The following is a 24,870-nucleotide window of genomic DNA, read 5'->3' as shown; positions in this document are numbered from 1 at the left end:
AGAAACAAAATGTAACAGATTGATTACCCTACCCGTGGAACCCGATAATGAATAATTCAGGGAAATACCTCATCTGGACACTGCTCTCCGTCATTGGAGCCTTTGCCCTCGGTTACATAGCCTTAAACCGCGGCGAACAGATTAATGCGCTATGGATTGTCGTGGCGGCGGTCTGTATCTATCTGATTGCCTATCGCTTCTATGGCCTCTACATCGCCAAAAACGTGCTGGCGGTTGACCCGACGCGGATGACGCCCGCGGTGCGGCACAACGACGGCCTTGACTACGTTCCGACCGATAAGAAAGTGCTGTTCGGTCACCATTTTGCGGCCATTGCCGGCGCGGGGCCGCTGGTTGGGCCGGTGCTGGCGGCGCAGATGGGCTACCTGCCGGGGATGATCTGGATCCTCGCCGGCGTGGTGCTGGCCGGCGCGGTGCAGGACTTTATGGTGCTGTTCGTTTCGACCCGCCGCGACGGCCGCTCGCTCGGCGAGCTGGTGAAAGAGGAGATGGGGCCCACCGCCGGGGTGCTGGCGCTGGTGGCCTGCTTTATGATCATGGTGATCATCCTCGCGGTGCTGGCGATGATCGTGGTGAAAGCGCTGACCCACAGTCCGTGGGGAACCTACACCGTTGCCTTCACTATTCCGCTGGCGGTCTTTATGGGGATCTATATTCGCTATCTGCGCCCAGGGCGCATTGGCGAAGTGTCGGTGATTGGCCTGGTGATGCTGGTGTTTGCCATCGTCTCCGGCGGATGGGTTGCCGAAAGCGCGACCTGGGCGCCGTGGTTTGACTACACCGGCGTGCAGCTGACCTGGATTCTGGTGGGCTACGGCTTTATTGCCTCGGTGCTGCCGGTTTGGCTGCTGCTGGCCCCGCGCGACTACCTCTCGACCTTCCTGAAAATCGGCACCATCGTCGGGTTGGCGATTGGTATTCTGATCATGCGCCCGACGCTGACCATGCCGGCGCTGACCAAGTTTATTGACGGCACCGGCCCGGTGTGGAGCGGCAGCATGTTCCCGTTCCTGTTTATCACCATCGCCTGCGGCGCCGTGTCGGGCTTCCACGCGCTGATTGCCTCCGGCACTACGCCGAAAATGCTGGCTAACGAAGGTCAGGCCTGCTTTATCGGCTATGGCGGCATGCTGATGGAATCCTTCGTCGCCATTATGGCGCTGGTGGCGGCCTGTATTATCGACCCGGGCGTCTACTTTGCGATGAACAGCCCGCTGGCGGTACTGGCGCCTGCCGGCACCACCGACGTGGTGGCGTCCGCCGCGCAGGTGGTCAGCAGTTGGGGCTTCACCATCACGGCGGATACGCTGCACCAGATAGCCAGCGAGGTCGGCGAACAGTCGATTATCTCCCGCGCCGGCGGCGCACCGACGCTGGCGGTCGGGATGGCCTACATCCTGCACGGCTCGCTGGGCGGCCTGATGGACGTTGCCTTCTGGTACCACTTCGCCATTCTGTTTGAAGCGCTGTTTATTCTGACGGCGGTGGATGCCGGCACCCGCGCGGCGCGCTTTATGCTGCAGGATCTGCTCGGCGTGATAAGCCCGGGGCTGAAGAAAACCAGCTCGCTGCCGGCGAACCTGCTGGCGACGGCGCTGTGCGTACTGGCGTGGGGCTACTTCCTGCACCAGGGCGTGGTGGACCCGCTCGGCGGGATTAACACCCTGTGGCCGCTGTTCGGTATCGCTAACCAGATGCTGGCGGGGATGGCGCTGATGCTCTGTGCGGTGGTACTGTTTAAAATGAAGCGTCAGCGCTATGCATGGGTTGCGCTGCTGCCCACGTCGTGGCTGCTGATTTGCACGCTGACCGCCGGCTGGCAGAAGTCGTTCAGCCCGGATACCAAAGTGGGCTTCCTGGCGATCGCCAATAAGTTCCAGGCGATGATCGACAGCGGTGCTATCCCGCCGCAGTACACCGAATCCCAGCTGGCGCAGCTGGTCTTTAACAACCGCCTGGATGCCGGCCTGACCATCTTCTTTATGGTGGTGGTGGTGGTACTGGCGCTGTTCTCAATCAAAACCGCGCTGGCGGCACTGAAAGAGGACCATCCTACTGCCAGAGAGACGCCGTACGAAGCGATGCCCGCCGATGCTGAGAGCCTGATAACCCAGACGAAACGCGCGCATTAGCCAGCCGGTTTTTGTTAGCCAAATCCTCTCCCGCAAGGGAGAGGATGATGTGAGAGATGAAAATGTTCGATACCCTTTCGAAAGCGGGAAAATACTTAGGCCAGGCGGCAAAGATGATGATTGGCGTACCTGATTACGATAACTACGTCGCGCATATTCGCCAGACCCACCCTGAGCAGACGCCGATGACCTACGAAGAGTTCTTCCGCGAGCGCCAGGACGCGCGCTACGGCGGCAAGGGCGGCGCGAAGTGCTGCTAGGACACACCCTCAGGCGTTAAGCCCCCCGTCTACGTCCAGACCGGTACCGGAAATCTCTCCGGCCGCCGGCCCTTCCTACGCTTTCCCGCGCTCAGTGTATCTGGCGGCGGAAATTTTCCACTTTCTCAAAGGCGGCGTACAGGGTCTGCGGCGTCAGCTCCACCGGCAGGAAGTGGATGGATTCCACCGGGCGCAGGGTATGGGCAATGACCCGATCCAGCTCGTCCCGGTTGTGGATATCGATATCCAGCGCCGCCAGGGTGGTCGGCAGATTAAAACGCCGATAGGCCGCCACCAGTTGCGCCAGCACATCGTCCTGGCCGAGCAGGGCGCTCTGCACCAGAATGCCGTAGGCGACCTTGGTGCCGTGAAGAAACTTCTCCGTCTGCGGCAGCACCGTCAGGCCGTTGTGCACCGCATGGGCCGCCGCCACTCGGGTGTAGCGCTCACCGAGGCCGCCAACCATTCCGCCGCCGGCGATAATCGCATCGATAACGTCCAGCAGCGGCTGGCTCAGCTCGCCGCGCTGCTGGTCGGCGAGCGCCGTTTCGCTGCTCTCCAGCAGAACGTCGCGGATCGCCAGCGCACCGTTAATCCCCAGGCGTACGGTCAGCGGCAGGGTTTCCGGCCGCGGCGCCAGCACCACCGCCTCATACCATTTCGCCAGCGTATCGCCGATCCCTGCCAGCAGATACTCCTGCGGCGCGTTGAGGACGATCCTCGGCTCCACCAGCACCAGGAAGTTGGCGTCGTCGAAAATTTCAAAATGCAGCGCCTGGCCGGCGTCGTTGTACCACACCGACAGCGGAGTCCACGCCGCGCAGGTGGCGGCGATGGTCGGGATCGCCACCGCCGGTAGCGCAAGCCGTCTGGCCACCGCTTTGGCGGTATCCAGCAGCGCGCCGCCGCCGACGCCGATCACCACCGCGCGGTCTTCGCCCGCCTCGTGGACCAGCCTGGATACGTCGCTTTCGCTGCAGTGGCCCTTAAAGAGGATTTTTTTGGCGCCGGGCGCATTGAAGGCCTCGGGTAAAAAGGGTTCTGCGCCGGCTATTGCCCGCTCGCCGTAGATCCACAGCGCCCGGGAAAGCTGCTCTGCGCTGTAAAAATCATGCAGCCGCGCGAGGCTGCCGGGATGGGAGAAGTAGTTGGCGGGGCCGGGGACCACGCGGATATCGCTGTTGCTCATAGAGGCTGACCTTATTGTCGTTTCGCTAACCTGATGTTATGTCTGGACATCCGGATGGCTAATATTATTTCGTTTTATCTTATGCCTTTTACGCAGTTGTCAGTCAAGGACGGCTGTGAAAAATTCGTTAAATCAGAATATTAATCGTAAAGGGTAGCAGGGGATGACAGCCAATCGCCTCGAGATGCACAACATTAACCTGGCCTTTTCCGGCTTTCGGGCGCTGAGCAACGTGGCGTTTTCCCTCAAAGGGGGAACCGTGCACGCGCTGACCGGCGCCAACGGCGCGGGAAAATCGACGCTGATGGCGGTGCTCTGCGGCACGCACGCGCATTACGAGGGCGAGATTGTCATCAATAATCAGCCGGTCAATATTCGTTCTCCGCGCGATGCAAAGCAGCTTGGCATTCACCTCGTGCAGCAGGAGGTCGACGTGGCGCTGGTGCCGGGCCTGAGCATTGCCGAGAACATTATGCTGGACCGGCTGGCGCTGCCGGGCCAGGGCTTTAGCTGGCGGCGGGTCCGCGAGCAGGCCCGGGTCGCGCTGGCCCAGCTGGATATCGTTCTTGACGTGCGGCGCTCTATCGACAGCTGCTCTCTGGCCGAGAAGCAGCAAATCCTGCTGGCGCGGGCCCTGTCGCACCACTGCCGCTTTCTGATCCTTGATGAACCGACCGCGCCGCTGGATCGCCACGAAAGCGAACGCCTGTTTACCGTGGTGCGCCGCCTGCAGCAGCAGGGTATCGGCGTAGTGTTTATCTCGCACCGCATTCACGAGCTGAAGGCCATTTGCGACACCCTAACGGTGCTGCGCGACGGACGGCTGATCGAAAGCGGCCCGATGGCGGAGCTCAGCGGCGAGCAGATCGTGGAAAAGATGCTCGGCCATGAGCTCAGCGATATCTTTCCGCCGAAGCGCCCGCCGCACGGGGAAGAGGTGCTGCTCCAGGTGGAAGGGCTGCACGACGAGGGGCTGTTGCAGGATATCTCTCTGCGCCTGCGCAAAGGCGAAATTCTCGGCATCGCCGGGCTGGCGGGAGCCGGTAAAACCGAACTGTGTAAGGCGCTATTCGGCGCCAGTAAAAGCCGTCTGACGCGCGGCGAGCTGAATAGCCAGCCGTGGCGCCCGCGCGACCCGGCGGACTCCGTCGCCCGCGGGCTGGCGCTGGTGCCAGAGGAGCGGCGCAAGGAGGGGATTTTTATCGAAGAGCCTATCGCCATGAACCTCGCGGTGAGCGCCGATAGCAGCTTTTCGCGCTGGAGCCTGTTTGGCCATCGTCAGGCGTGGCGCTGGGCGGAGGAGGTGGTGGCCCGGATCGGTATTCGCACCACCGGCCCAGGCCAGACGCTGCGTCGTCTCTCCGGCGGTAATCAGCAGAAGGTGGCCATCGGTAAATGGCTGCGCGGTAGCGCCAACGTGCTGATTTTTGATGAGCCGACTAAAGGCGTTGACGTGAAGGCAAAGACCGACCTGTTCAATTTAATCGACGGACTGGCGCGAGAAGGCAAAGGGGTGATCTACGCCTCGGGCGAATTCTCGGAGCTGGTTGGTTTGTGCGACCGTATTTGCGTGCTGTGGGATGGCCGCATTGTGGCAGAAATAGCGGGCGCAGAGGCCCGCGAAGAGACCCTACTTTATTACTCCACCGGAGGAGCAGCAGCGTGAGCAAGGCCCTGACCGCTACCGCGACGGCATCGAGCCGTCAGCGATTTTTCGATTTTCTCTACAAATGGGGCATGTTGCTGACCGTTGTGCTGCTGATCGCCGTTTTTGGCCTCGCATCGGATAACTTCCTCGACCCGTTCAACATCATCAACATCTTGCGCTCGATTGCCATTGTGACGGTGATCGCCATCGGGGTGTCGATTTCGCTCACCATCGGCGGATTCGACCTGTCGGTCGGCTCGACCGCTTCGCTGGCGAACGCGCTGGTGATTTCGCTGTTCGTCTGGCACGGGTTTAGCACCACCGAGGCGATTCTGGTCACCCTGGCGCTGTGCACCCTGGTGGGGCTGTTTAACGCCTTTCTGATCGTGGTGCTGCGCATTCCCGATATGCTCGCGACCCTCGCCAGCCTGTTCGTGATCCAGGGCGTGGCGATGACCTACAGCTACGGCGGCTCGATTACCGAGAACATGGTGCTGCCGAGCGGCGAGATGGCGGAAGGGAGCATTCCGGCGGCGTTCGGCCTGCTGGGGCAGGTTCCGACGATTGTCATCATTATGCTGGCGGTGACCGTGGTTGCCCAGCTGGCGCTCTCTTTCACCACCCACGGCCGGAGGATGTACGCCATCGGCGGCAACCCGGAGGCCGCGCGTCTTTCCGGCCTGCGCATCACTCGCTACAAGGTGGCGGCGTACGTTATCGCCTCGCTGCTGGCGGGCCTCGGCGGCATTCTGCTGGCGTCGCGCATCGGCTCCTCCCAGGTTAACGCCGGCGGCGGTTACCTGATGGACGCGGTGGCAGCGGCGTGGATCGGCTTCTCGCTGGCGGGCTCGGGCAAACCGAACGCGCTGGGCACGCTGGTGGGGGCGGTGATCCTTGGGGTGCTCTCTAACGGCCTGGTGATGCTCTCGGTTCCGTACTACGCAATGGACATTATTAAAGGGCTGGTGCTGGCTGGCGCGTTAGCACTGACCTATTTTCAGCGCCGCACCTAATTATAAACAGGGTAAACATGATGAAAAAAATAACGCTTTCTCTTATCGCGCTGGGGCTGCTCAACTCCGTAGCCGCCTATGCTGAGACGCCAACGCCGGTGCCGGCGGCTATCGCTGAACATAACGGGCCGATCCGTATTGCGGTGATCCGCAACCTGGGTTCCGATGATAACACCACCCAGTTTGTGTCCGGGGCTATCCAGGAAGGCAAGAAGCTCGGCTTTAAAATGAGCACCTTCCTGAGCAACGGCGACGACGCGAAATTCCAGGACTTCGTCAATCAGGCCATCAGCCAGAAATATGACGGCATTATTCTCTCCCAGGGGCGCGATCCCTACTCGACCGCGCTGGTGAAAAAGGCGGTGGACGCCGGGATTAAGGTCGCGGTATTTGATACCGCCGTCAGCGGCGAGATCCCGGGCGTGACCGTGACCCAGCAGGATGACGCCTCCCTGACCGATCTCTCCTTTGGTCAACTGGTGAAAGATTTCAACGGCAAAGCCAACATTATCAAGCTGTGGGTCGCCGGCTTCCCGCCTATGGAGCGCCGTCAGGTAGCTTACCAGGCGCTGCTCAAGCAGAACCCTGGCATCAAAGAGCTGGAGTCGATCGGCGCCGTCTCCTCCGACGTACAGGGCGATACCGCCAACAAGGTCGGGGCGATCCTCGCGAAATACCCGAAAGGCAAAATTGACGCGATCTGGGGCACATGGGACGCCTTCAGCCAGGGCGCCTATAAGGCGCTCAAAGAGAACGGGCGCACCGAAATTAAGCTCTACAGCATTGATATCTCTAACCAGGATCTTCAGCTGATGCGCGAATCCGGCAGCCCGTGGAAGGTGAGCGTGGCCGTCGATCCGAAGCTTATCGGGGCGACCAACGTGCGCCTGGTGGCCAACAAGATTGCCGGGGAGCCGACGCCTGCGACCTACGATTTTAAAGCTGCGGCAATTCCTCAGGCGCTGCTGGCCGCGCAGCCGGGGGCGGTGAACGTGGCGTCGCTTGGCAAAATCATTCCGGGCTGGGGCCAGACCGAAGACTTTATCGCCCCGTGGTTCGCCACCCTGGAAGCCAAAAACAAGTAAGGAGCAGGTATGGCGACGGAACTCCCGCGCCCCGACTACAGCCGCAATATGCGGCTGATTGGGCATAGCGATCAGGGCGGACGCCCGGACGGCGTTCAGCTGATGGTGCATCGTGGTTTTGCCTATATCGGCCACATGGTGTCCCAGGGTTTTTCGGTGGTGGACGTTCGCGATCCGAAAAACCCCAAAGCCGTGAACTACGTTGCCGCGCCGCCCGGTACCTGGAACGTGCACCTGCAGGCGCACGACGACCTGCTGCTGGTGATCAACGCCCGGGATCTCTTTGCCGATGCCCGCTTCGCCGACGAGAAGGTCTACTACACCCGCTCGGTGGGGGAGACGGTCAGCGACGTGCAGGAGAAAGGCTGGAGCGCCGGGCTGCGTATTTTTGATATCTCCGTTGCCGATAAGCCGCGGGAAATCAGCTTTCTGTCGCTCGACGGGATCGGCATTCATCGAATCTGGTACGTTGGTGGCCGTTGGGCCTACGTTTCCGCGCTGATCGACGGTTTTAGCGACTATATCTTCCTGACTATCGATCTCGCCGATCCGCGCAACCCGCAGGTCGCCGGGCGCTGGTGGCTGCCGGGTATGAACCAGACGGCAGGGGAGACGGCGAGCTGGCCGCAGGGGAAACGTTACGCCCTGCATCACGCGATTATCGCTGGAAATACCGCCTACGGCAGCTGGCGCGACGGCGGACTGACCCTACTTGACGTCAAGGATCGCACCCAGCCGAAGCTGATTAGCCACCGCAACTGGAGCCCGCCGTTTGGCGGCGGCACCCATACCGCGCTGCCGCTGCCGGATCGCGATTTGCTGGTGGTGCTTGACGAAGCGGTGCTCGACAACCAGCAGGATGGCGAGAAGCTGATCTGGCTGTTCGATATCCGCGAACCGGCGAATCCGGTCAGCATTTCGACCTTCCCGCAGCCGCGGGAGGAGGACTATGTGGCGAAAGGGGCGCATTTTGGCCCGCATAATCTACATGAGAACCGCCCCGGAAGCTTTGTCAGCTCGACGCTGATTTTCGCCACTTACCAAAATGCGGGGGTGCGGGCCTACGACATCTCCGACCCCTACCGGCCGGTAGAAACCGGGGCGCTGGTGCCCGCGGCGCCGGCGAAGATGATGGATACCCGCCCGGGCCGCCCGCAGGTGATCCAGTCCTGCGACGTGTTCGTTGACGCGCAGGGGATTATCTACAGCACCGACTATAACGGCGGGCTGTCGGTGATCGAGTATTTGGGGTAGGGAAGGGCGGTGAATGGAGAGCCCGGGCAGCGCACTGCCCGGGAACTAACGGGGAACGGCTTAGCCGTACTGGCGAATGCGGGCGATCAGCTCGTCGACGCCGTCGACGCGTTCGGCAATCACGATCAGCGCTTTGCCGAGCGAAATCGCGTGGCGCAGGCACTCGTGGCGCATGGCCTCATCCTCAATGCTGTCGATATCGGCAACGTGCGACAGGCCGACGCTGCGGCGAATCAGCTCGGTTCCGCAGAAGCCAATCGCGTCCGCCCACACTTTTTTCAGGAATGCCGAGGCATAGCCGGGATAAGCCAGCGCCGCATCGCGGCTCTTCTCCGCCGCCAGCGCCTGGAAGCGCTCGGCAAAGGTTGTCCACAGCGCCTGAATATCGTTCAGCCGCTGTTCGCGCGCGGCGGCGGCGTCGCGAATGCCCAGATGGCCCGGCAGGCCGCAGTAGTTGAGCAGCAGGTTGCCGATGGCGGTGCCGATATCAAAGCCGATCGGGCCGAAATAGCCGAACTCGGCGTCGATGGCTTTAAAGCTGCCTTCGGCAACGAAAATGGAGCCGCTGTGGATATCGCCGTGCAGCAGCGCTTCCGCCTGCGAGAAGAAGCGGTGCTTGAGCGAGGCCACCGCCAGCCTGAGCTGGCTATCGTGGCGCAGGGCGGCAATATCGTCCTCCAGCGCTGGCGGATAGCTGTTGCGCTCATGCACCTGGTAGGGGTCGTTGAAGAACAGGTCTTCGGTTATTTCACACATCTCCGGGTTAATAAACCGCGCGACCTGGGCTTTTTTATCATGGGGATGGAGGTAAAAATCGCTGGTATGGAACAGCGCCTGGGCGAGATATTCCCCCAGCTGGCTCGCCGCCTGCGGATAGTAAACGTTGGCGATAAGCTCGCCGCGCCAGATGCGATGATCGGAAAGATCTTCCATCACCATCACCGCCAGCTCGGGATCGAAATGGTGAATTTTCACCGTATGCTGCGGGCAATGCTGATAGTGGCTGACCAGCGTCTGCGCCTCGAGCCGGGCGCGGTCGAGCGTCAGCGGCCAGGACTCCCCGACGCAGCGGACGTAGGGCAGCGCCTGCTTAACCACAATGCGGCTCACGCCTTGGATATCAAAAATTTTAAATACCAGGTTGAGGTTACCGTCACCCACTTCCTGCGCGGACACCAGTTCCGACGGGTTATCGATACCGCCAAATTGTTGTGCATAAGCCACCGCATCGCTGGCCGTGAAGGTATGGTATTGCGACATTGCCTCGATCCTCAAAAGTTCTGATTAAGCCGTTCAGACGTCTATACTTCTGGATTCCATCCTGACACAATGTGATACAACAACGCAACAGGGATTTAACGACATGCAGACACTACAGACCACCAGCCTGCGGGTAAGCGAAAATCAGCTTTTTATTCTTGACCAGCAGGCATTGCCGCAGGAAAAACGCTGGCTGGCGGCAGATAACGTCCCGTTACTGGTTGACCATATTCACGCTCTGCGGGTGCGCGGGGCGCCGTTAATCGGTCTTTCTGCCAGTCTGCTGTTAGCGCTTTTGGCGCAGCGCGGCCTGACCCGCGATGAGCTATCGCAGGCGCTGGATACGCTGCGCGCCGCGCGTCCGACGGCGGTTAACCTGATGAATAACCTCGATCGCATGAAGCTGGTGCTGGCTGAGGAAAACTATATTCCGGCCCTCGAAGAGGAGGCGCTGCGCCTGATTGAGGAAGATAAGCAGCTGTGCGCCAGCATCGCGGAAACCGGCGTGAGCCTGGTCAAAGCGGGCAGCCGCCTGTTGACCCACTGCAACACCGGCGGCCTGGCGACGGCCGGAGTGGGCACGGCGTTAGGGGTGATTGCGCTGGCCCATCAGCGCGGCCTGGTGGACAACGTGTGGGTCGACGAGACGCGCCCGCTGCTGCAGGGCGGCCGCCTGACCGCCTGGGAACTGGGCGAGCTGGGGGTGCCCTATCAGCTGATTACCGATTCGATGGCCGCCAGCCTGATGGCTAAAGGGCAGGTCGACGCGGTGTGGGTTGGCGCCGATCGCATTGCCGCCAACGGCGACGTGGCGAACAAAATCGGTACCTATTCGCTGGCGGTGCTGGCGAAATATCACGGTATTCCGTTCTACGTCGCCGCGCCGCAAACCACCCTCGACCGCCGCTGTCCAAACGGCGAGGCTATTCCTATTGAGCAGCGCGCGGCGGCGGAGGTGACCGGGGTGGCCGGCAGCTTCGGCGCGGTGCAGTGGGCGCCGGCGGATGCGTCGGTTTATAACCCGGCGTTTGACGTCACGCCGGCGGCATTAATCAGCGGCTGGGTGCTGGACAGCGGCGTCGTTACCCAAGAACAGGTAGCGGCCGGCGCATTTGCGCCCAGCGCTGGCTAGGGAAAAAGGCGAAGCGATGCCCCATCGCTTCGCGGTTGGCTTAGGGTAACTCGAGGCTTACCGCGCTGGCCGACTGCCGGTCAACGTTTTTGCCTAAGGCAGCAAGCGCCTGCCGGTAGGGACATAGCGTACCCACTTGCGTGAGCCGGCATCCCGGCTGGCTCCACTCCTGGCGCAGCAGCGGATGCTGCCGATCCGGCGCCTGCAGGTGGCGCAGGTCGTCGAGACTTTGCGCCTGGAAATAGACCCGGAGATAGCGTTCGCCGTTACTCGCATCGCGCCAGCGTTCAAGCACCAGGCTGCTGCCCGGCGGGATATTCCCCCGGCTGTAGCCCGGCAGCTGCCAGCTAAACGCCATCAGCGTGCGCACCATCGCAATATTGGTATCGTGAGCTACCAGCAGCAGCCAGCGAACGTCCGGCTTAGCGCCCTCCTCGACGCCTTGCAGCATCGCATTCAGCAGGATTGAACCGCGCTTTTGCGCCGTATAGAAAACGTCGTTGCTCAGATCGTAGTTTGCCGTCAGCAGCGGCAGCAGGGCGCTAATCTGCGCGGATCGGGTAATGTTTCCCCACGCCAGCTGGCTGAGCGGCAGGTTTTCGCTCCAGCCGAGGCGCAGCGTTTCGACCATATTAGCCATCACGCTAAGTCCTACAATTGAGACTTTACCGCTTTTCCCCTGCTTAACCTGCCAGGGCTGGTCAAAGACCGGGCAGGGCCTGTCGGCGATGCAGACGGCGTTTTTCAACAGCTGGATGGTGGGCTCCAGGGCCCGGCGGCGCAGCGCCAGGTCGCCGGCTTTTTTTTGCACCTCCGCCAGCTGCCGGGAGGGATCGGTCCGGGTTGCCGCGAACCGGTCGGTCTGGAACAGCGGGTCAGCGTCGCCGGCGACGTGGTGAACGCGCGTCCCGCATCCCGGAAACGCGCCGTCAACCAGGGCCTCAGCGGTGGCTCGCGTGCGCTGCAGCGGGCTGGCGCGGACGTAGATGTCGCCCGGAGTCGGGCAGCCGGCGCTCAGCAGCCCGAGCGCGCGGTAGTGCGCGCCCTCGGCCCGGCCTTTTTTCACGACCGCCGCGTAGCCGTGGCCGGTTAATTCCCCGTCGCGGGTTGTCCACTGCGTCCACGGGCGTTGGGTGGCGGCCTCGATGGCTTCGCGGTTGCCCGCCGTTGGCGGGCGGATCCCGTGGCGACTGAGCTCAACCACTTTTTCCAGCTGGTAGCGATCGGCGGCACAGGTTTGCCCCGCGCCGAACGCGACGGCGCAGGTGATAAACAGGCGCAACAATACCTGATGGCGTGTCGTCATCATAGAATATTCCTTATAAATTATTGGGTTATGATGGCAGCGATATCTGCTGTTCCGCGGCGTGGCGACGGGCCACGATGGCGGCGGTCACAAAGCAGAACAGGGCGGAAACCAGGCCGGTCGCCACCCAGAATTGCGATAGCGTGCTGAAATTATACAGCGTAGTGCCGTTTTCGATGACCGCCGTTTTATCAATAATGATCCCGGTCAGAAACTCGCCCAGACCGGCGCCGGCGTAGCTGGCGATGCCAATGGTTCCGAGGGCGGCGCCGGCCGCTTTGCGCGACGAGATATCGACGGCAATCAGCCCGCCGAGGAAGCAGGTTAAGGCTCCGATGGTCGCCCCAAAAATAATCATCGCCAGAATATCCGTGACGTAGCTGTGGGCTGACCACAGCATCAGGGCGAATCCGGCGGTGTTCAGCAGGCTGATAAAGCCGGCCATCACGCTGCGGTTTCGGGGGAAGAAACGGTCGGAGAGCATCCCGGCGATAATGGTCCCGGCAATGCCGGCGATAGCGTTGACGCCAATGATCCCGGAGGCCTCAATGGTCGAATAGGCCTTATCCTGCTGCAGGAAGAAGATCCCCCACGAGTTCACCGCGTAGCGATCGATATACATAAACGCCGAGGCCAGCGCCAGCGTCCATAGCGCCGGGTTGCGCATGGCGAACAGCTGGTTTTTAAACACCGAACCGCCCACTTCCTCCTGCTGCGGCTCATCGCGAATGATGTTGATTGGCGGAAAACCGCAGCTTTGCGGCGAGTCGCGCATAAACAGCAGCATCAGCACGACGCCTGCGGCGCCGAGGGCCGCCGTTGACAGGTAGCCCATCTGCCAGCCAAAGCCGGCAATGACCGCTGCGATCACCATATAGGTCATGGCTTCGCCAATATTATGCGCCGTTGACCAGATGGCGTAGAACGTCCCGCGCTCTTTACAACCGTACCAGCGCGCCAGAGAGACGGCGCAGGGGCCGACGCCCATGGATTGCGCCCAGCCGTTGATCCCCCAGAAGATCGCCAGCAGCAGGGCGTTGGTGGTCATCCCCATCAGCAGATTCATCCCGGCGCTGAGCAGCAGGCCGAGGCTCATATAGCGCACTACGTTGGCATGATCGGCAATAAACCCGTTAACCAGCTTGCCGATGGCGTAGCTGAAAAAGAGCGCCGAGCCGATCATCCCGAGCTCGGTGGGTGTAATACCGAGCTCAACGAGCGCGCTTTTAGCAACGGTAAACGACAGGCGGCAGACGTAAAACGTCACGTAGGCGACCGTCATCGCCAGAAACGTTTGCCAGCGCACAAAGCGAAAGCGCTGCTCGCTGAACGGAGCGACGGCTTTGGGCGGCGTCGCGCGAAAAAAAGCAAAAAATCCAGACATGGTGTGATCTCCGAAGGTGGGAGGCCCGACTGATTAATGTGCTTCGTCCTTGAACTGAATTATCGTTGCTATGTAGGGTACATAATCAGATAAAGCCTGACCCTTAGCGGGTTAGTGTAACGGTTGCCGAAGCATGTTTTTTAACTGCGGGTAGAGCGTTTTGCCGGCCAGCAGCAGCGGGCTGCCGTTGATGATGCCGTCATTGGCGAGGTAATCATTCGTCTGCCCCCCCGCCTCGCGCATCAGCACCAGCCCGGGCAGGGCATCCCACGGGTTCATGTGCGGTTCGTAATAGCCGATTAAGCGTCCGGCCGCCGCCCAGGCGCTCATCAGGGCGCCGGACCCGTTGCGCACAAACATGCCGCCATCGCTGAGCAGCGCGTCGAGGAACGGCAGGAAGTCCGCCGGCGTGACGCGGTGGGATGTTCCCACGCCCATCACGCCCTCTTTGACCGTTTCGGCCGAATGGGGGGCAATCGGCGTCTCGTTGAGCCACGCGCCGTGCCCCTTCAGGGCATGAAATATTTCCTGATGGTTGGGGTCATAAACCACCCCGATTACCGGTTCGCCGTCGGCCACGATAGCCAGCGACAGGCACCAGGTGTGCAGGCCGTTAAGAAAGCAACTGGTGCCGTCAATCGGGTCTACTACCCACAGAATGGGCGCTTCCGGCAGCTGCGCGCCGCTCTCTTCGCCGAGAAAGCCGTCCTGCGGGAAAGCGTTCACAATTTGCTGCTTAACAAACTCTTCGACCTGCTTATCGGCGATGCTCACCACGTCCTGCAGGTCGTGGCCCTTGTGATCGACCGCGAGGCTGCCGCGCTGCTGATAGAAGCGAAAGGCCAGCTCGGCGCCAGCTTTTGCCAGTTCACAGGCGAAGAGATAGCGGGCGTGCAGCGGGTCTGATTCCAGTGATGTCATGTTTCCTCCGTTTTGCACACGTGTGCAATCAGTGATAAAAAAAGAGCCCCGAAAGGCAAAGTGAGTGTGGCGGGGAACGGCAGATTATTCTGTGATCGCTTTGGCATAAAATGAATTTTTCATTTTGTGCTTTCGCGAATAATTAATTTCACCGGCACTTCCCGGTGGCGGGACGGGAGATCGAACCTGGCTATGCGGGTTACCAGCATCTCGACGGCGTGATGCGCCAGCAGCTCCGTATTCTGCTGAATTGTCGAGAGTTGATAGGGTTGCCAGGCGGCCTGGGGAATATCATCGAAGCCGATAACGGCCGGGAGCGGGGCGCCCGATTTGGCGGCGCGCAGGCCGTCCAGCGCCCCAAGGGCCAGCATATCGGTGGCGCAGAACAGCGCCTGCAGGCCGGGATTATCCAGCAGCAGCCGCCCGGCGGCATCAAAGCCGGCCTGATAGCCGGCGCTGGCGCAGAAGTGCGCGCTGACCTGCATTCCCCCTGCGTGGGCGATAAACGCCTCGTAGCGCTGGCGGGTGCTGAAGTTTTCGCCGTCTTCGCCAAGAAAGCCGACCTGCTGCCAGCGGCGGTGGCTAAACAGATCCGCGACCAGCTTCGCCCCCTGCGCGTTATCGCTGGAAACCCGGTCACAGCCGGCGAGTTCGGCATGACGGTTAATCAAGGTGACGGGGATTTTGCGTTCCAGGTACTCCTCCGCCAGCGACAGCGGCGGCGCGCCGGAGGTGATGATCACTCCGGCCACGTGATAGCTCAGGAGCTGTTTTAGCGAAGGGGCCAGCTGCTGCGGATCGTCGGCGTTCATCAGCAGGGGCATAAAGCCGTTGAGCGCCAGCTGATGCACCAGCGGAGCGAGCAGCTTGCTGCGAAAAGGGTTATCAAAACCGGCGGTGACGATGCCGATAAAGTTGCTGCTGCCGGTGATCATCGTGCGGGCGATAATATTGACCTGGTAGCCCAGCTCCTCCGCCGCGGCGAGAACTTTCTGCCGCGTTTTGTCCGCCACCGACGCTCCGGGAGTAAAGGTCCGGGAGACGGCGGAGCGGGAGACGCCGGCAAGCCTGGCCACGTCCTCAGCCTTAATCCATTTTTTTTCGCTCATAGTGTCCGGGTACGGGTTGTTCTCAGGGAGCCAGCGCCGACTCCGGAACCCATCGTCGGCGCGCAAAAGTAGTAAGAAGGTACCACAGAAATCCCTGAGCGAGCAGGGGGGGTGACGCGCTATGCACGCCGCGTCACCTGCGGCTTATGCCGGATAGTTGATCTGCTCCGGCTGGCGCTGCAGGATAATTTTGCCGTGGCGGATGGAGGTCAGCACTTTGGCCTGACGCCGCACGGCGTCATAGTCATTTTCCGCATCGAGGATCAGCAGGTTCGCCGGGCGGCCTTCGGCGATGCCGTAGTTATCGCCGAGGCACAGCGCCCGGGCGCTGTTATCGGTAATCAAATCGAGGCAGCGCTGCAAATCTTCATACCCCAGCATGTGGCAGATGTGCAGCCCGGCGTCGAGGATGCGCATGATGTTGCCGTTGCCCAGCGGGTACCACGGGTCCTGAATGGAGTCCTGGGCAAAGCAGACGTTAATCCCGGCGCGGTCCAGCTCCGCCACCCGCGTCACGCCGCGGCGTTTTGGCCAGCCGTCGAAGCGCCCCTGCAGGTGGATGCTTTCGGTGGGGCAGGAGATAAAGTTGATGCCCGAGGCCTTGAGCAGGCGGAACAGCTTCGAGCAGTAGGCATTATCGTAGGAGCCCATCGCGCAGGTGTGGCTGGCGGTGACCTGCGCGCCCATGTCGCGTACCCGAGCCTCTTCCGCCAGCACTTCCAGAAAGCGCGACTGCGGGTCATCGATCTCATCGCAGTGCACGTCCACCAGGCAGCCGTGGCGCTGGGCCAGATCCATCAGGAAGACCAGCGAGCTGACGCCCTTGTCGCGGGTGTTCTCGTAGTGCGGAATGCCGCCCACCACGTCGGCGCCCATTTCGATGGCGCGGGTCATCAGCTCTCGTCCGCCGGGGAACGACTCGATCCCCTCCTGCGGAAAGGCGACGATTTGCAGGTCGATAAGATGGGCGGCCTCTTTTTTCACCGCCAGCATCGCCTCCAGCGCCGTCAGGGAAGGATCGGTGACGTCGATGTGGGTACGCACGTGCTGCACGCCGTTGTCGCGCAGCATGCCGATGGTTTTCAGCGCACGCTGGCGTGTATCTTCCACGGTGACGCTCGCTTTACGCTGGCTCCAGCGGGTGATGCCCTCAAACAGGGTACCGCTCATATTCCACTCCGGCTCGCCCGCCGTTAGGGTGGCGTCAAGATGGATATGCGGCTCGACGAAGGGCGGAATAACCAGCTTTTGCTGCGCGTTGATATCGCCGGCGTCAGCCACCAGAGTGGCGGTTTGGGGGGCGATGCTCTTAATCACGCCGTCCCGGAGCTCAAGGGAATAGAGCGCTTCTTTGTGGCGCAGGCGCGCGTTGATAATTTTCATGGTTGTTCCCGTAAATGGTTTTGCGACATACGCCAGATAGCCAGGGCGACCGAGGCGTTGAGATGAAACTGCGGATGGCTGACCGGATAGCGGGTCAGCTTTTCAATACGCTGAATGCGCTGATGCAGGGTGTTGCGGTGAATGCCCAGCCGCTCGGCGGCCCTCATCACGTTGCCGTTCTCCTGGAGCAGCGTTTCCAGGGTCTCCATGAGCAGCCACGGGCTTTTGCGATCGGGTTCAATCAGGCAGCCGAGGGTGTCGTGCATAAAATCGCTCAGCAGCGTGGGGTCACCGACGGCGGAGAGCAGCTTGATAAAGCCCAGTTGCTGATAGTCGCTGATGCGCTGAGCCGGGCGCAGGGTATCGCTGAGATCCAGCGCCTGGCGCGCCTGCGACAGCGCCCGCGGGTAGCCCTGCAGCTCCTGCACCGGCGCGGAGAGGCCGCACAGCAGCGACAGCCCGTCGTCGCCTTCCGCAAGCTGAAGCAGCCACTGCTGCAGCCACTTTTTCTGCTGATAAAATTCGCCTTCCTCATCCGGGAGCAGGAAGAGAAACATATTGCTGCGCTCCACCAGCGGAAAGGGGTTGCCCTGCTGGTTAAGCTGCTGTTGCAGCCGCTGGTGCACGGTGCGGCGGGCCTGCTGTAGCCAGGCTTCGGCCTGCTCCGGCGGAAACTGGCGAAACAGGCGCTGAATGCCCTCAAGGCGCAGCGCCGCCACCCGCAGCGGGCGGGTAAAATCCAGCTGCTGGTGGAGCGCGCGCTGATGCAGGATCTGCAGGTCGGGATAATCGCCGGTTAACAGCTGCAGCAGAATATCGCGCTGCGACTGCAGCGCGTTTTCGCTGCGCACCAGCGCGGTGCCGATGCGCTCGGTGACGATCACCATTTTCAGCAGATAGGGCTGTTCGATCAGCGGAATGCCCAGCTCGTCGGCGAGGGCAATCAGTCGCGGCGGGATCGCCTGGATATAGGCGTCGCCGGTGAGGATCACCATGCCGGCGATCCCGCGCTGCTTGCCCTCCATCAGCAGGTGGATCAGGTTCTCCTCGCTGCGGGGATGATTGATCCCGGTGATAAACACCAGCTCTCCGCCCATGATCCACTCGGCGATATTTTCATTTTCCGCGACGTAGTACCAGCGCACCGCCAGCTGGATCCCTTGGTGCCCGGCGCGCAGCCGCATCGCCGAGAGTCCATCAAGCGCGAGAATTTCGCTGACCGTCAGGCTCATGGCTACTGCTCCGCCGCCGTGTCAGCCGCCGGCTGGCGTTTGCTCAGGCGGGTCAGGACGATATAGACCAGCGCGGAGACGGAGATGCCTACCAGCGGCGCAATCCACGGCGACAGGTAAGCCACCAGCGCGCCGACGGCATAAGCGCCGAGCCCCAGCCAGTTAAAGCGCGGCAGGCGGGCGGTGTGCAGCAGAGGATAGCGTCCGCCGCGATAAAACCAATAGTCGGCGAGGATCACGCCACCGATGGGCGGGATGATGCTGCCCAGCAGAACCAGGAACGGGATCAGCATTTCGTACATCCCGCCAATGGCCAGCAGAATGCCGACGCCGGCGGCGACCACGGTCAGAGTCCGGCGGCGTTCGCTGCGCAGCAGATGGCAGGCGGCGGCAGAAACGTTATAGATGGTCGGCCCCTGAATCGTCAGCAGATTGAGGCACAGCATCACCACCGCGGCGACGGAGAGCCCCTGCAAAATCAGCACTTCGACGATATCGGCCTGCTGATAAACGATGGCGCACCAGGCCCCGGCGACAATCATCAGCCCGTTGCCGACGAGGAAGCTGCCCATGCTGGCGAGGATGGCGGTGCGGCTGGAGTTAGCCAGCCGCGTCCAGTTCGTCGCCTGGGTCGCGCCGCTGGCGAAGGTGCCAAACACCATGGTGATGGCCGCCGACCAGGTCATGGTTTCGCCCGGTTCGATTTTGGTCATCGCCTGCCAGCCGCCGGCGTGATGGGCGGCAAGGTACATCGACACCACCAGCAGAATAAACATCAGCGGCACCGAAATACGCGACAGCGCGTCCAGCCCCTTATAGCCCACCAGCGCGGTCACGCAGAACAGGATCCCGAACAGGATCATCAGCGGAATGGTCGCGACCTCGGGCAGGGCGAGGATTTTGACCAGCGAGATAGCGACCGTTGCCGTCCCCCAGGCGTACCAGCCCAGCTCGGCGAAGCCGAGAATAAAATCAGCGAGCTTGCTGCCGATTTCTCCGAAGCAAAAACGCCCCATCAGCACGGTATTCAGCCCGCTCCGAGCGGCAATCCAGCCGAGTGATGCGGCGTACAGGGCCAGCAGAAAGTTACCGATAACCGCAATCCACAGCAGGTTTACGATGGAAAAAGAGACGCCAAGCTTGCCGCCTGCGAACATCGTGCCGGTAAAAAAGGTGAAGCTGAACAGAACCATGGAGATCGAAAACAGGCCCTTGCGCCCGGTCGCTGGCGCTTCGACGAGCGGAAAATCATTGCTGTTTGACATAGTGGAACCTCTGAGTGGCTATCCGAATGGCGATGCAGAGGGGTAGCAAGAGGTATGCCAATAAAATCGGGGCAGGGTTAACACAATGCGCTGTGCACTATGCACATAAAAAACCATTAACCCGCAGGTGTTTGCCAGAATAGTGTGCACAGTGCAAAGTTTTGCACCGCCATGGAGCAGTGCCGAAGGGTATTTTCAGGACGACGCGTTTTTTTCCGCTGCCGCCCGGTAATGCGCTTCCATCTCATCCAGCGCGGCCTGATTTTCCAGTCCCCACTGATACATCTGTTCAATCGGCTGGGCGAAGGTTTTGCCCAACTCGGTCAGCGCATATTCCACCTTTGGCGGCACCACCGGATACACATGGCGACTAATCAAGCCGCGCATCTCCAGCTCGCGCAGGGTCTGGATCAGCATCTTTTTTGAGATTCCCTGCAGGCTGCGCTGCAGTTCAGCAGTGCGGCAGCGATGGTTCGGCCAGTGCCACAGCGCGTGCAGCACCATGGAGGACCACTTTAGCGAAAAAAGATCCATCAACCTGCGCGGGGCGGAATCGGCATAGAAATAGAGTTTCCCCTCGACGATAACCGGCATTTTTGCTCCTCTCGTTTTATGGTAACCAAATGGTAACTACTACCAATATGGAAACCTCATGTCTATAGTGTGCGGCCTTTTTACAGCCAGACCTGAGGTAAAGATGAAGATTCGTGGAATGATGGCCACCGCTGCCGACCAGCCGCTGCGGGTGGGGGAAATGTCCCTGCGCGACGTTCAGGATAACGATGTGCTGATCGATATTCTCTACTGCGGCGTGTGCCACTCCGATCTGCATATGGCGCGCAACGAATGGGGCGTCAGCCAGTACCCGCTGGTCCCGGGCCACGAGATTGTGGGTCGGGTTCGCCAGAGCGGTAAGGCGGCAACGCGCTTTACGCCGGGCCAGCTGGTGGGGGTGGGCGTCATGGTCGACTCCTGTGGTCAGTGCGCCTTTTGCCAGCAGCATGAAGAGCAATATTGCGACAGCGGCTTTACGCCGACCTATAACGGCACAGACCGCTATACCGGCGAGCTGACTCGTGGCGGATATGCGCAGAATATCGTCGTTGACCAGCGCTTTGTGGTGAGCGTGCCGGAGAATCTTGACCCGGCCGGTGTTGCGCCGCTGCTGTGTGCCGGCGTTACCCTGTGGTCGCCGCTGCGCTACTTTGACGTCAAGCCGGGAGACCAGGTCGGGGTGATCGGTCTTGGCGGTCTGGGGCATATGGCGGTCAAGCTGGCCGGCGCGCTGGGGGCGGAGGTCACGCTGTTTACCACTTCGCCGGAAAAAGGCGAAGATGCGCGGCGTCTGGGGGCAAGTCGGGTGGTGATTTCCCGCGATAGCGCACAGATGGCGGCCTGTGTCGCCAGCCTCGATATCATTCTTGATTGCGTCGCCGCCCCGCACGACCTGGATCCCTATCTGGCGGCCCTGAAAACCAACGGTCGACTGGTGCTGGTGGGGATCCCCGACAGTCCTCACCCAGCGCCGGATGTCACGCCGCTGGTGTTCCGTCGCCTGAGCATCAGCGGCACCTCCATCGGCAGCATCCAGGAGACCCAGCAGATGCTGGATTTCTGCGGCCAGCACAACATTACCGCTGACATCGAGATGATTCGCGGCGAGGAGGTTGAAGCGGCGTTCAGCCGGATGCTGAAAGGAGAGGTGAAATACCGCTTTGTGATTGATATGGCCGCCACGGCGCTCTAATTGCCACTGCGCCCGATTTCTGCGGGCGCATCCTGTTTCTTTCTTGCAGAATGATCCTCCGCGCTACCGGCAGCCCATAGCGTGTAATGTTGGTATCATGAAAACAACTGGTTGTATCGTTGTTGAAATTGCTAATTTCATATGCATTTCTGATATAACCATTATCAATGTCGGTCTTTCCTGAAATATTGTTCGCGCCAGCGAGCGGTGTTAGTATCGGGTAAATAGCCATTTAGACGGCTAAAGAACCTTATCTCGGGTTACCCTGCTGGCCGTTTTGCCTCAGCGCAGCGACGCCGCTGCCTGCAGCAGCATCCCCCGAGCGTAAAGGTTCTCCAAATACCATCGCTAAACTAAGGAACTGCTATGTGGCAAGAAAGACTCGCGCAACTGGTCACCACCTGTCATTGGATCGGCGCGAAAGGCTGGGCGCCGGCCACCGGCGGCAATATGTCCGTGCGCCAGGATGAGACCTGGTGCTGGCTCAGCGAGTCGGGACGCGATAAGGGCAGCCTGACCAGCGAAGATTTTCTGCAGGTGGATATTGCCAGCAATACCGCGCCTTCCGGGCGCAAGCCCTCGGCGGAAACCGGTCTGCATACCCTGGTGTATCGCCTGTTCCCGGAGGCTAACGTCGTGCTGCACGTCCATACCGTCAACGCCACCGTACTGTCGCGTATTGAAAAAAGCGGCACCCTGGCGCTGCAGGGCTATGAAATGCAAAAAACCCTCACCGGCCAGCACAGCCATCTCGACACCGTCCCGGTGGCGATTTTCGATAACGATCAGGATATCGACGCCCTGGCGGCGCGCATTGAAGATTACGCCCAGACCAACCCGCTGCGTTACGGTTTCCTGCTGCGCGGCCACGGCCTGACCTGCTGGGGTAAAGATATCAACGAGGCGCGTCGTCAGCTGGAAGGTCTGGAATTCCTGTTCGAGTGCGAGCTGATGCGTCGCCGCTACGAGCGCGACTAATATTCAACGGGCGATCGGGTCAGGCATGGATTTTTATCTGGGTATCGATATCGGCACCTCGCGGGTCAAGGCGGTGCTGTTTGACGAACATTTTCAGGCGCGGGCCAGCGCGGCGGAGAGTACCGGGCCGCGTCTGTCGGCTAACGGCTACGCCGAGCAGGATATGGCACAGCTGTGGCAGTCGGTGATCGCTATTTTGCGCCAGATTGCGCAACGACCGGAGCTGCAGGGCGGGCGCTTAAGGGCCATTGGCCTTGCCGGGCAGGGCGAAGGGGTGTGGCTAAGCGATGCCGAAGGCGAGCCGGTCGGGCCGGGGATCCTGTGGAGCGATACCCGCAGCCGGGAGCTGATGAGCGTTCTGCTGCGCCGTCCGGACTTCGATCGCCGCTTCTTTGCCGAGACTGGCACCCACCTGCAGCCTTGCAATACCAGCATGCAGCTATGCTGGCTGCGGCACTATCAGCCGGAGCGGCTGGCTGCGGCGCGCTATCTGTTTTTTGCCAAAGACTGGATCCGCTTTCGCCTGACCGGCGTCGCGGCGCTGGATATCACCGATGCCAGCACCTCGCTGCTTAATCAGCAGAGTGGGGAGCTCTCGGCGGTGGTGCTGAATGAAATGGGGCTTGCCGATCTGCAGCACCTGTTCCCGCCGCTGCTGGCGCCGGATGCGCAGGCCGGCACCCTGCGCGACGAGGTGGCGGTGCTGACCGGACTAGCGGCCGGCACGCCGGTGGCCGCCGGCGCGCTCGACGTGTGCAGCGCGGCGCTTGGCTGCGGCGCGGTGAACGACGGCGATATCTATACGATCCTCGGCACCACCTGCTGTACCGGCATCGTGTGCCACGGTCGCCAGACGGTGAACGTGGCGACGCGCTACGTCACCCATACCGAAGCGGGGAGCTTTATCAACCTCTTCCCGATGCAGGCCGGGACGCCAAATATTGACTGGCTGCAGCAGCATATCTCCCTGAACCCGGATCTCCAGCAGCTTGAGCAGGCGATTGCCGACGTCGAGCCGGGCAGCGGGGGCGTGTTCTGGCAGCCCTATCTGAACGGCGAGCGCGCGCCGTTTTATAGCCCGGACGCGCGGGCCGGCTACTTTGGCATCAGCCAGCACACCACCCGCGCCGAGCTGCAGCGGGCGGTCTTTGAGGGGCTGGCCTACGCCATCGTCGATTCGCTGCAGGGCTATCCGCAGGGCGGAGAACTGTACCTGACCGGCGGCGGCGCGGCCTCCGCGACCTGGCTACAGATTATTGCCGACTGCAGCGGAAGAACGGTGGTCTCCAGCACCTTTAACGAACTCAGCGCCCGCGGGGCGGCGATTCTGGCAGCCCGCAGCGTTGACGGACTTGCGCACTACCCGCAGCTGGAGCAGACGCGCTATCAGCCACATCCACGGGCGCACGCCCGCTACGCCGCGCTCTATCCGGTCTATCGCCTGCTGCGCGAACAGATGCTGCCCGTCTGGCAGGCCAGGCAGGAGGCGCTTCAACGTATTTCTCAGGAATCAGACCAATGAAAATTGTTTTTACCGCCGAACACTCCGGCGATCTTACGGCGTTCCAGCAGCTGGGCGAGCTGCGGGTTGAGGGATGGGCGCTGGGCAAGCCGAAGCTTAGCGCCGGCCAGCTGATCGACCTGGCCCACGATGCCGACGTGCTGGTGACCAGCTACGACGACGTCACGGAAGAGGTGATCGCCGCCTGTCCGCGCCTGAAGGTGATTGCCTGTACCCGCGCCAATCCGGTTAATATCGACGTTAAAGCCGCTGCGGCGCGCGACATCCGCGTGCTCTATACGCCGGGCCGCAACGCCGACGCCGCGGCGGAGCTGACGCTTGGGCTGATGCTGAGCCTGGCGCGGCATATCCCGCAGGCGCACGCGGCGCTGAAGCGCGGCGAATTTACCCACGCCGACAACGCGGCGGCGGTGACTCAGGCCGGGCTGCGCCGCGACGTGGTGTGGGACGTCAGCCCGCAGAGCCCCTACGAGGTGTTTAAAGGCAGCGAGCTGCGCAATAAGACGCTGGGGCTGATTGGCTACGGCAATATTGGTCGCCGGGTGGCGCGTATCGCCCGCGCTTTCGGCATGGCGGTGCTGGTGGTGGACCCGTTCGTGGCGGCCGAAGATATTAACGAACCGGGTCTGCAGAAAACCACCCTCGAAGCGCTGTTCCGCGAGGCTGATATCGTCAGCCTGCACCTGAGCAGTGGCGCCGGCAGCGACGGGCTGGTGAACGCACCGCTGCTGAACAGCATGAAGCCCGGCGCGCTGCTGATTAATACTTCCCGCGCGGCGGTGGTTGACGAGGAGGCGCTCATTTACGCCCTGCGCCACGGCCCGCTGGGCGGAGCGGGGCTGGACGTCTATCATCGCGAACCGCTGTGGTGCGATCACCCGTTTGTCACCGAGTTTGCTAACGTGATTATCACGCCGCATATTGCCGGCGCGACCCGCGAAAGCATCAGCAAGCACACGGCGATGATTGCCGCCGATCTCCAGCGCTATGCGGCCGGTGAGCCGCTGCTGTATCAGTGGCGCTAAGCGC

The 24,870-nt window shown here is 61.5% G+C and carries 21 protein-coding genes; 11 read left to right on the top strand and 10 right to left on the bottom strand.

Annotation, left to right across the window (positions count from 1 at the left end; all coding sequences use genetic code 11):
- Positions 1 to 47 precede the first annotated feature (47 nt).
- The gene (gene cstA / locus GVK32_RS13425; protein WP_159868472.1) at positions 48 to 2,153 is read left to right on the top strand and encodes a pyruvate/proton symporter CstA; all 2,106 of its coding nucleotides are present in this window, start codon (positions 48 to 50) and stop codon (positions 2,151 to 2,153) included.
- A gap of 62 nt (positions 2,154 to 2,215) precedes the next feature.
- The gene (locus tag GVK32_RS13420; protein WP_041144534.1) at positions 2,216 to 2,413 is read left to right on the top strand and encodes a YbdD/YjiX family protein; all 198 of its coding nucleotides are present in this window, start codon (positions 2,216 to 2,218) and stop codon (positions 2,411 to 2,413) included.
- Between the two features lie 91 nt (positions 2,414 to 2,504).
- Here the strand turns inward: GVK32_RS13420 and GVK32_RS13415 are convergent, their stop codons facing one another.
- Positions 2,505 to 3,602 carry an oxidoreductase gene (locus tag GVK32_RS13415; RefSeq protein WP_159868469.1) on the bottom strand — a complete coding sequence of 366 codons (1,098 nt, stop codon included), beginning with the start codon at positions 3,600 to 3,602 and terminating at the stop codon, positions 2,505 to 2,507.
- Between the two features lie 163 nt (positions 3,603 to 3,765).
- On the opposite strand from GVK32_RS13415, the gene GVK32_RS13410 reads away from it, so the two are divergent.
- From GVK32_RS13410 to GVK32_RS13395, 4 genes are read left to right on the top strand one after another with little or no spacing between them, the layout of a single operon-like run.
- Positions 3,766 to 5,268 (top strand): sugar ABC transporter ATP-binding protein, encoded by a 1,503-nt coding sequence (locus GVK32_RS13410; RefSeq protein ID WP_159868466.1) that lies wholly within the window; start codon positions 3,766 to 3,768, stop codon positions 5,266 to 5,268.
- Positions 5,265 to 6,263, top strand: coding sequence for an ABC transporter permease (locus GVK32_RS13405; RefSeq protein WP_159868463.1), 999 nt, complete (start codon positions 5,265 to 5,267; stop codon positions 6,261 to 6,263). The genes GVK32_RS13410 and GVK32_RS13405 overlap by 4 nt, the downstream gene beginning before the upstream one ends.
- Before the next feature lie 20 nt (positions 6,264 to 6,283).
- Positions 6,284 to 7,348 (top strand): sugar ABC transporter substrate-binding protein, encoded by a 1,065-nt coding sequence (locus GVK32_RS13400; protein ID WP_045854426.1) that lies wholly within the window; start codon positions 6,284 to 6,286, stop codon positions 7,346 to 7,348.
- Positions 7,349 to 7,357: 9 nt separating this feature from the next.
- Positions 7,358 to 8,602: an LVIVD repeat-containing protein gene (locus GVK32_RS13395; RefSeq protein ID WP_159868460.1), complete on the top strand. Its 1,245-nt coding sequence runs from the start codon at positions 7,358 to 7,360 to the stop codon at positions 8,600 to 8,602.
- Positions 8,603 to 8,662: 60 nt separating this feature from the next.
- On the opposite strand, the gene mtnK is transcribed toward GVK32_RS13395, so the two are convergent.
- Positions 8,663 to 9,862 (bottom strand): S-methyl-5-thioribose kinase, encoded by a 1,200-nt coding sequence (gene mtnK, locus GVK32_RS13390; protein WP_159868457.1) that lies wholly within the window; start codon positions 9,860 to 9,862, stop codon positions 8,663 to 8,665.
- A gap of 103 nt (positions 9,863 to 9,965) precedes the next feature.
- Between mtnK and mtnA the strand changes: the two genes are divergently transcribed.
- Positions 9,966 to 10,994 (top strand): S-methyl-5-thioribose-1-phosphate isomerase, encoded by a 1,029-nt coding sequence (gene mtnA, locus GVK32_RS13385; RefSeq protein ID WP_159868454.1) that lies wholly within the window; start codon positions 9,966 to 9,968, stop codon positions 10,992 to 10,994.
- 40 nt (positions 10,995 to 11,034) lie between these two features.
- Here the strand turns inward: mtnA and GVK32_RS13380 are convergent, their stop codons facing one another.
- The 8 genes from GVK32_RS13380 to GVK32_RS13345 form a co-directional block, all read right to left on the bottom strand.
- Positions 11,035 to 12,303 (bottom strand): histidine-type phosphatase, encoded by a 1,269-nt coding sequence (locus tag GVK32_RS13380; protein WP_159868451.1) that lies wholly within the window; start codon positions 12,301 to 12,303, stop codon positions 11,035 to 11,037.
- Between the two features lie 25 nt (positions 12,304 to 12,328).
- Positions 12,329 to 13,684, bottom strand: coding sequence for an MFS transporter (locus GVK32_RS13375; RefSeq protein WP_159868448.1), 1,356 nt, complete (start codon positions 13,682 to 13,684; stop codon positions 12,329 to 12,331).
- 111 nt (positions 13,685 to 13,795) lie between these two features.
- The gene (locus GVK32_RS13370) at positions 13,796 to 14,605 is read right to left on the bottom strand and encodes an inositol monophosphatase (RefSeq protein WP_159868445.1); all 810 of its coding nucleotides are present in this window, start codon (positions 14,603 to 14,605) and stop codon (positions 13,796 to 13,798) included.
- Positions 14,606 to 14,724: 119 nt separating this feature from the next.
- On the bottom strand, positions 14,725 to 15,714 hold the full coding sequence (locus GVK32_RS13365) for a LacI family DNA-binding transcriptional regulator (protein ID WP_159868442.1): 990 nt from the start codon (positions 15,712 to 15,714) through the stop codon (positions 14,725 to 14,727).
- Positions 15,715 to 15,858: 144 nt separating this feature from the next.
- Positions 15,859 to 17,097, bottom strand: coding sequence for a cytosine deaminase (codA, locus tag GVK32_RS13360; RefSeq protein WP_159868439.1), 1,239 nt, complete (start codon positions 17,095 to 17,097; stop codon positions 15,859 to 15,861).
- Entirely contained in the window at positions 17,094 to 18,329 is a 1,236-nt protein-coding gene (locus GVK32_RS13355) for a PucR family transcriptional regulator ligand-binding domain-containing protein (RefSeq protein WP_159868436.1), read from the bottom strand. Before GVK32_RS13355 ends, codA begins: the two co-directional genes overlap by 4 nt.
- 2 nt (positions 18,330 to 18,331) lie before the next feature.
- Positions 18,332 to 19,594 (bottom strand): cytosine permease, encoded by a 1,263-nt coding sequence (gene codB / locus GVK32_RS13350; RefSeq protein WP_159868433.1) that lies wholly within the window; start codon positions 19,592 to 19,594, stop codon positions 18,332 to 18,334.
- Between the two features lie 195 nt (positions 19,595 to 19,789).
- Positions 19,790 to 20,188 (bottom strand): helix-turn-helix domain-containing protein, encoded by a 399-nt coding sequence (locus tag GVK32_RS13345; protein ID WP_159868430.1) that lies wholly within the window; start codon positions 20,186 to 20,188, stop codon positions 19,790 to 19,792.
- Positions 20,189 to 20,291: 103 nt separating this feature from the next.
- Here GVK32_RS13345 and GVK32_RS13340 point away from each other — a divergent pair, with 103 nt between their 5' ends.
- From GVK32_RS13340 to GVK32_RS13325, 4 genes are all read left to right on the top strand, one after another.
- On the top strand, positions 20,292 to 21,341 hold the full coding sequence (locus GVK32_RS13340; RefSeq protein WP_159868427.1) for an NAD(P)-dependent alcohol dehydrogenase: 1,050 nt from the start codon (positions 20,292 to 20,294) through the stop codon (positions 21,339 to 21,341).
- Between the two features lie 366 nt (positions 21,342 to 21,707).
- Positions 21,708 to 22,319 (top strand): methylthioribulose 1-phosphate dehydratase, encoded by a 612-nt coding sequence (locus GVK32_RS13335; protein WP_159868424.1) that lies wholly within the window; start codon positions 21,708 to 21,710, stop codon positions 22,317 to 22,319.
- Between the two features lie 25 nt (positions 22,320 to 22,344).
- A complete protein-coding gene (locus GVK32_RS13330; RefSeq protein WP_159868422.1) occupies positions 22,345 to 23,841 on the top strand; it encodes an FGGY-family carbohydrate kinase in 1,497 nt (498 codons plus the stop codon).
- Entirely contained in the window at positions 23,838 to 24,866 is a 1,029-nt protein-coding gene (locus tag GVK32_RS13325; protein ID WP_159868419.1) for a 2-hydroxyacid dehydrogenase, read from the top strand. The genes GVK32_RS13330 and GVK32_RS13325 overlap by 4 nt, the downstream gene beginning before the upstream one ends.
- Positions 24,867 to 24,870 lie beyond the last annotated feature (4 nt).

This window comes from Klebsiella sp. 18074, assembly GCF_902705905.1.
In the GTDB taxonomy this organism is placed as follows: Bacteria; Pseudomonadota; Gammaproteobacteria; order Enterobacterales; family Enterobacteriaceae; genus Klebsiella; species Klebsiella terrigena.
This window is presented reverse-complemented; position numbering and strand designations above follow the sequence as displayed.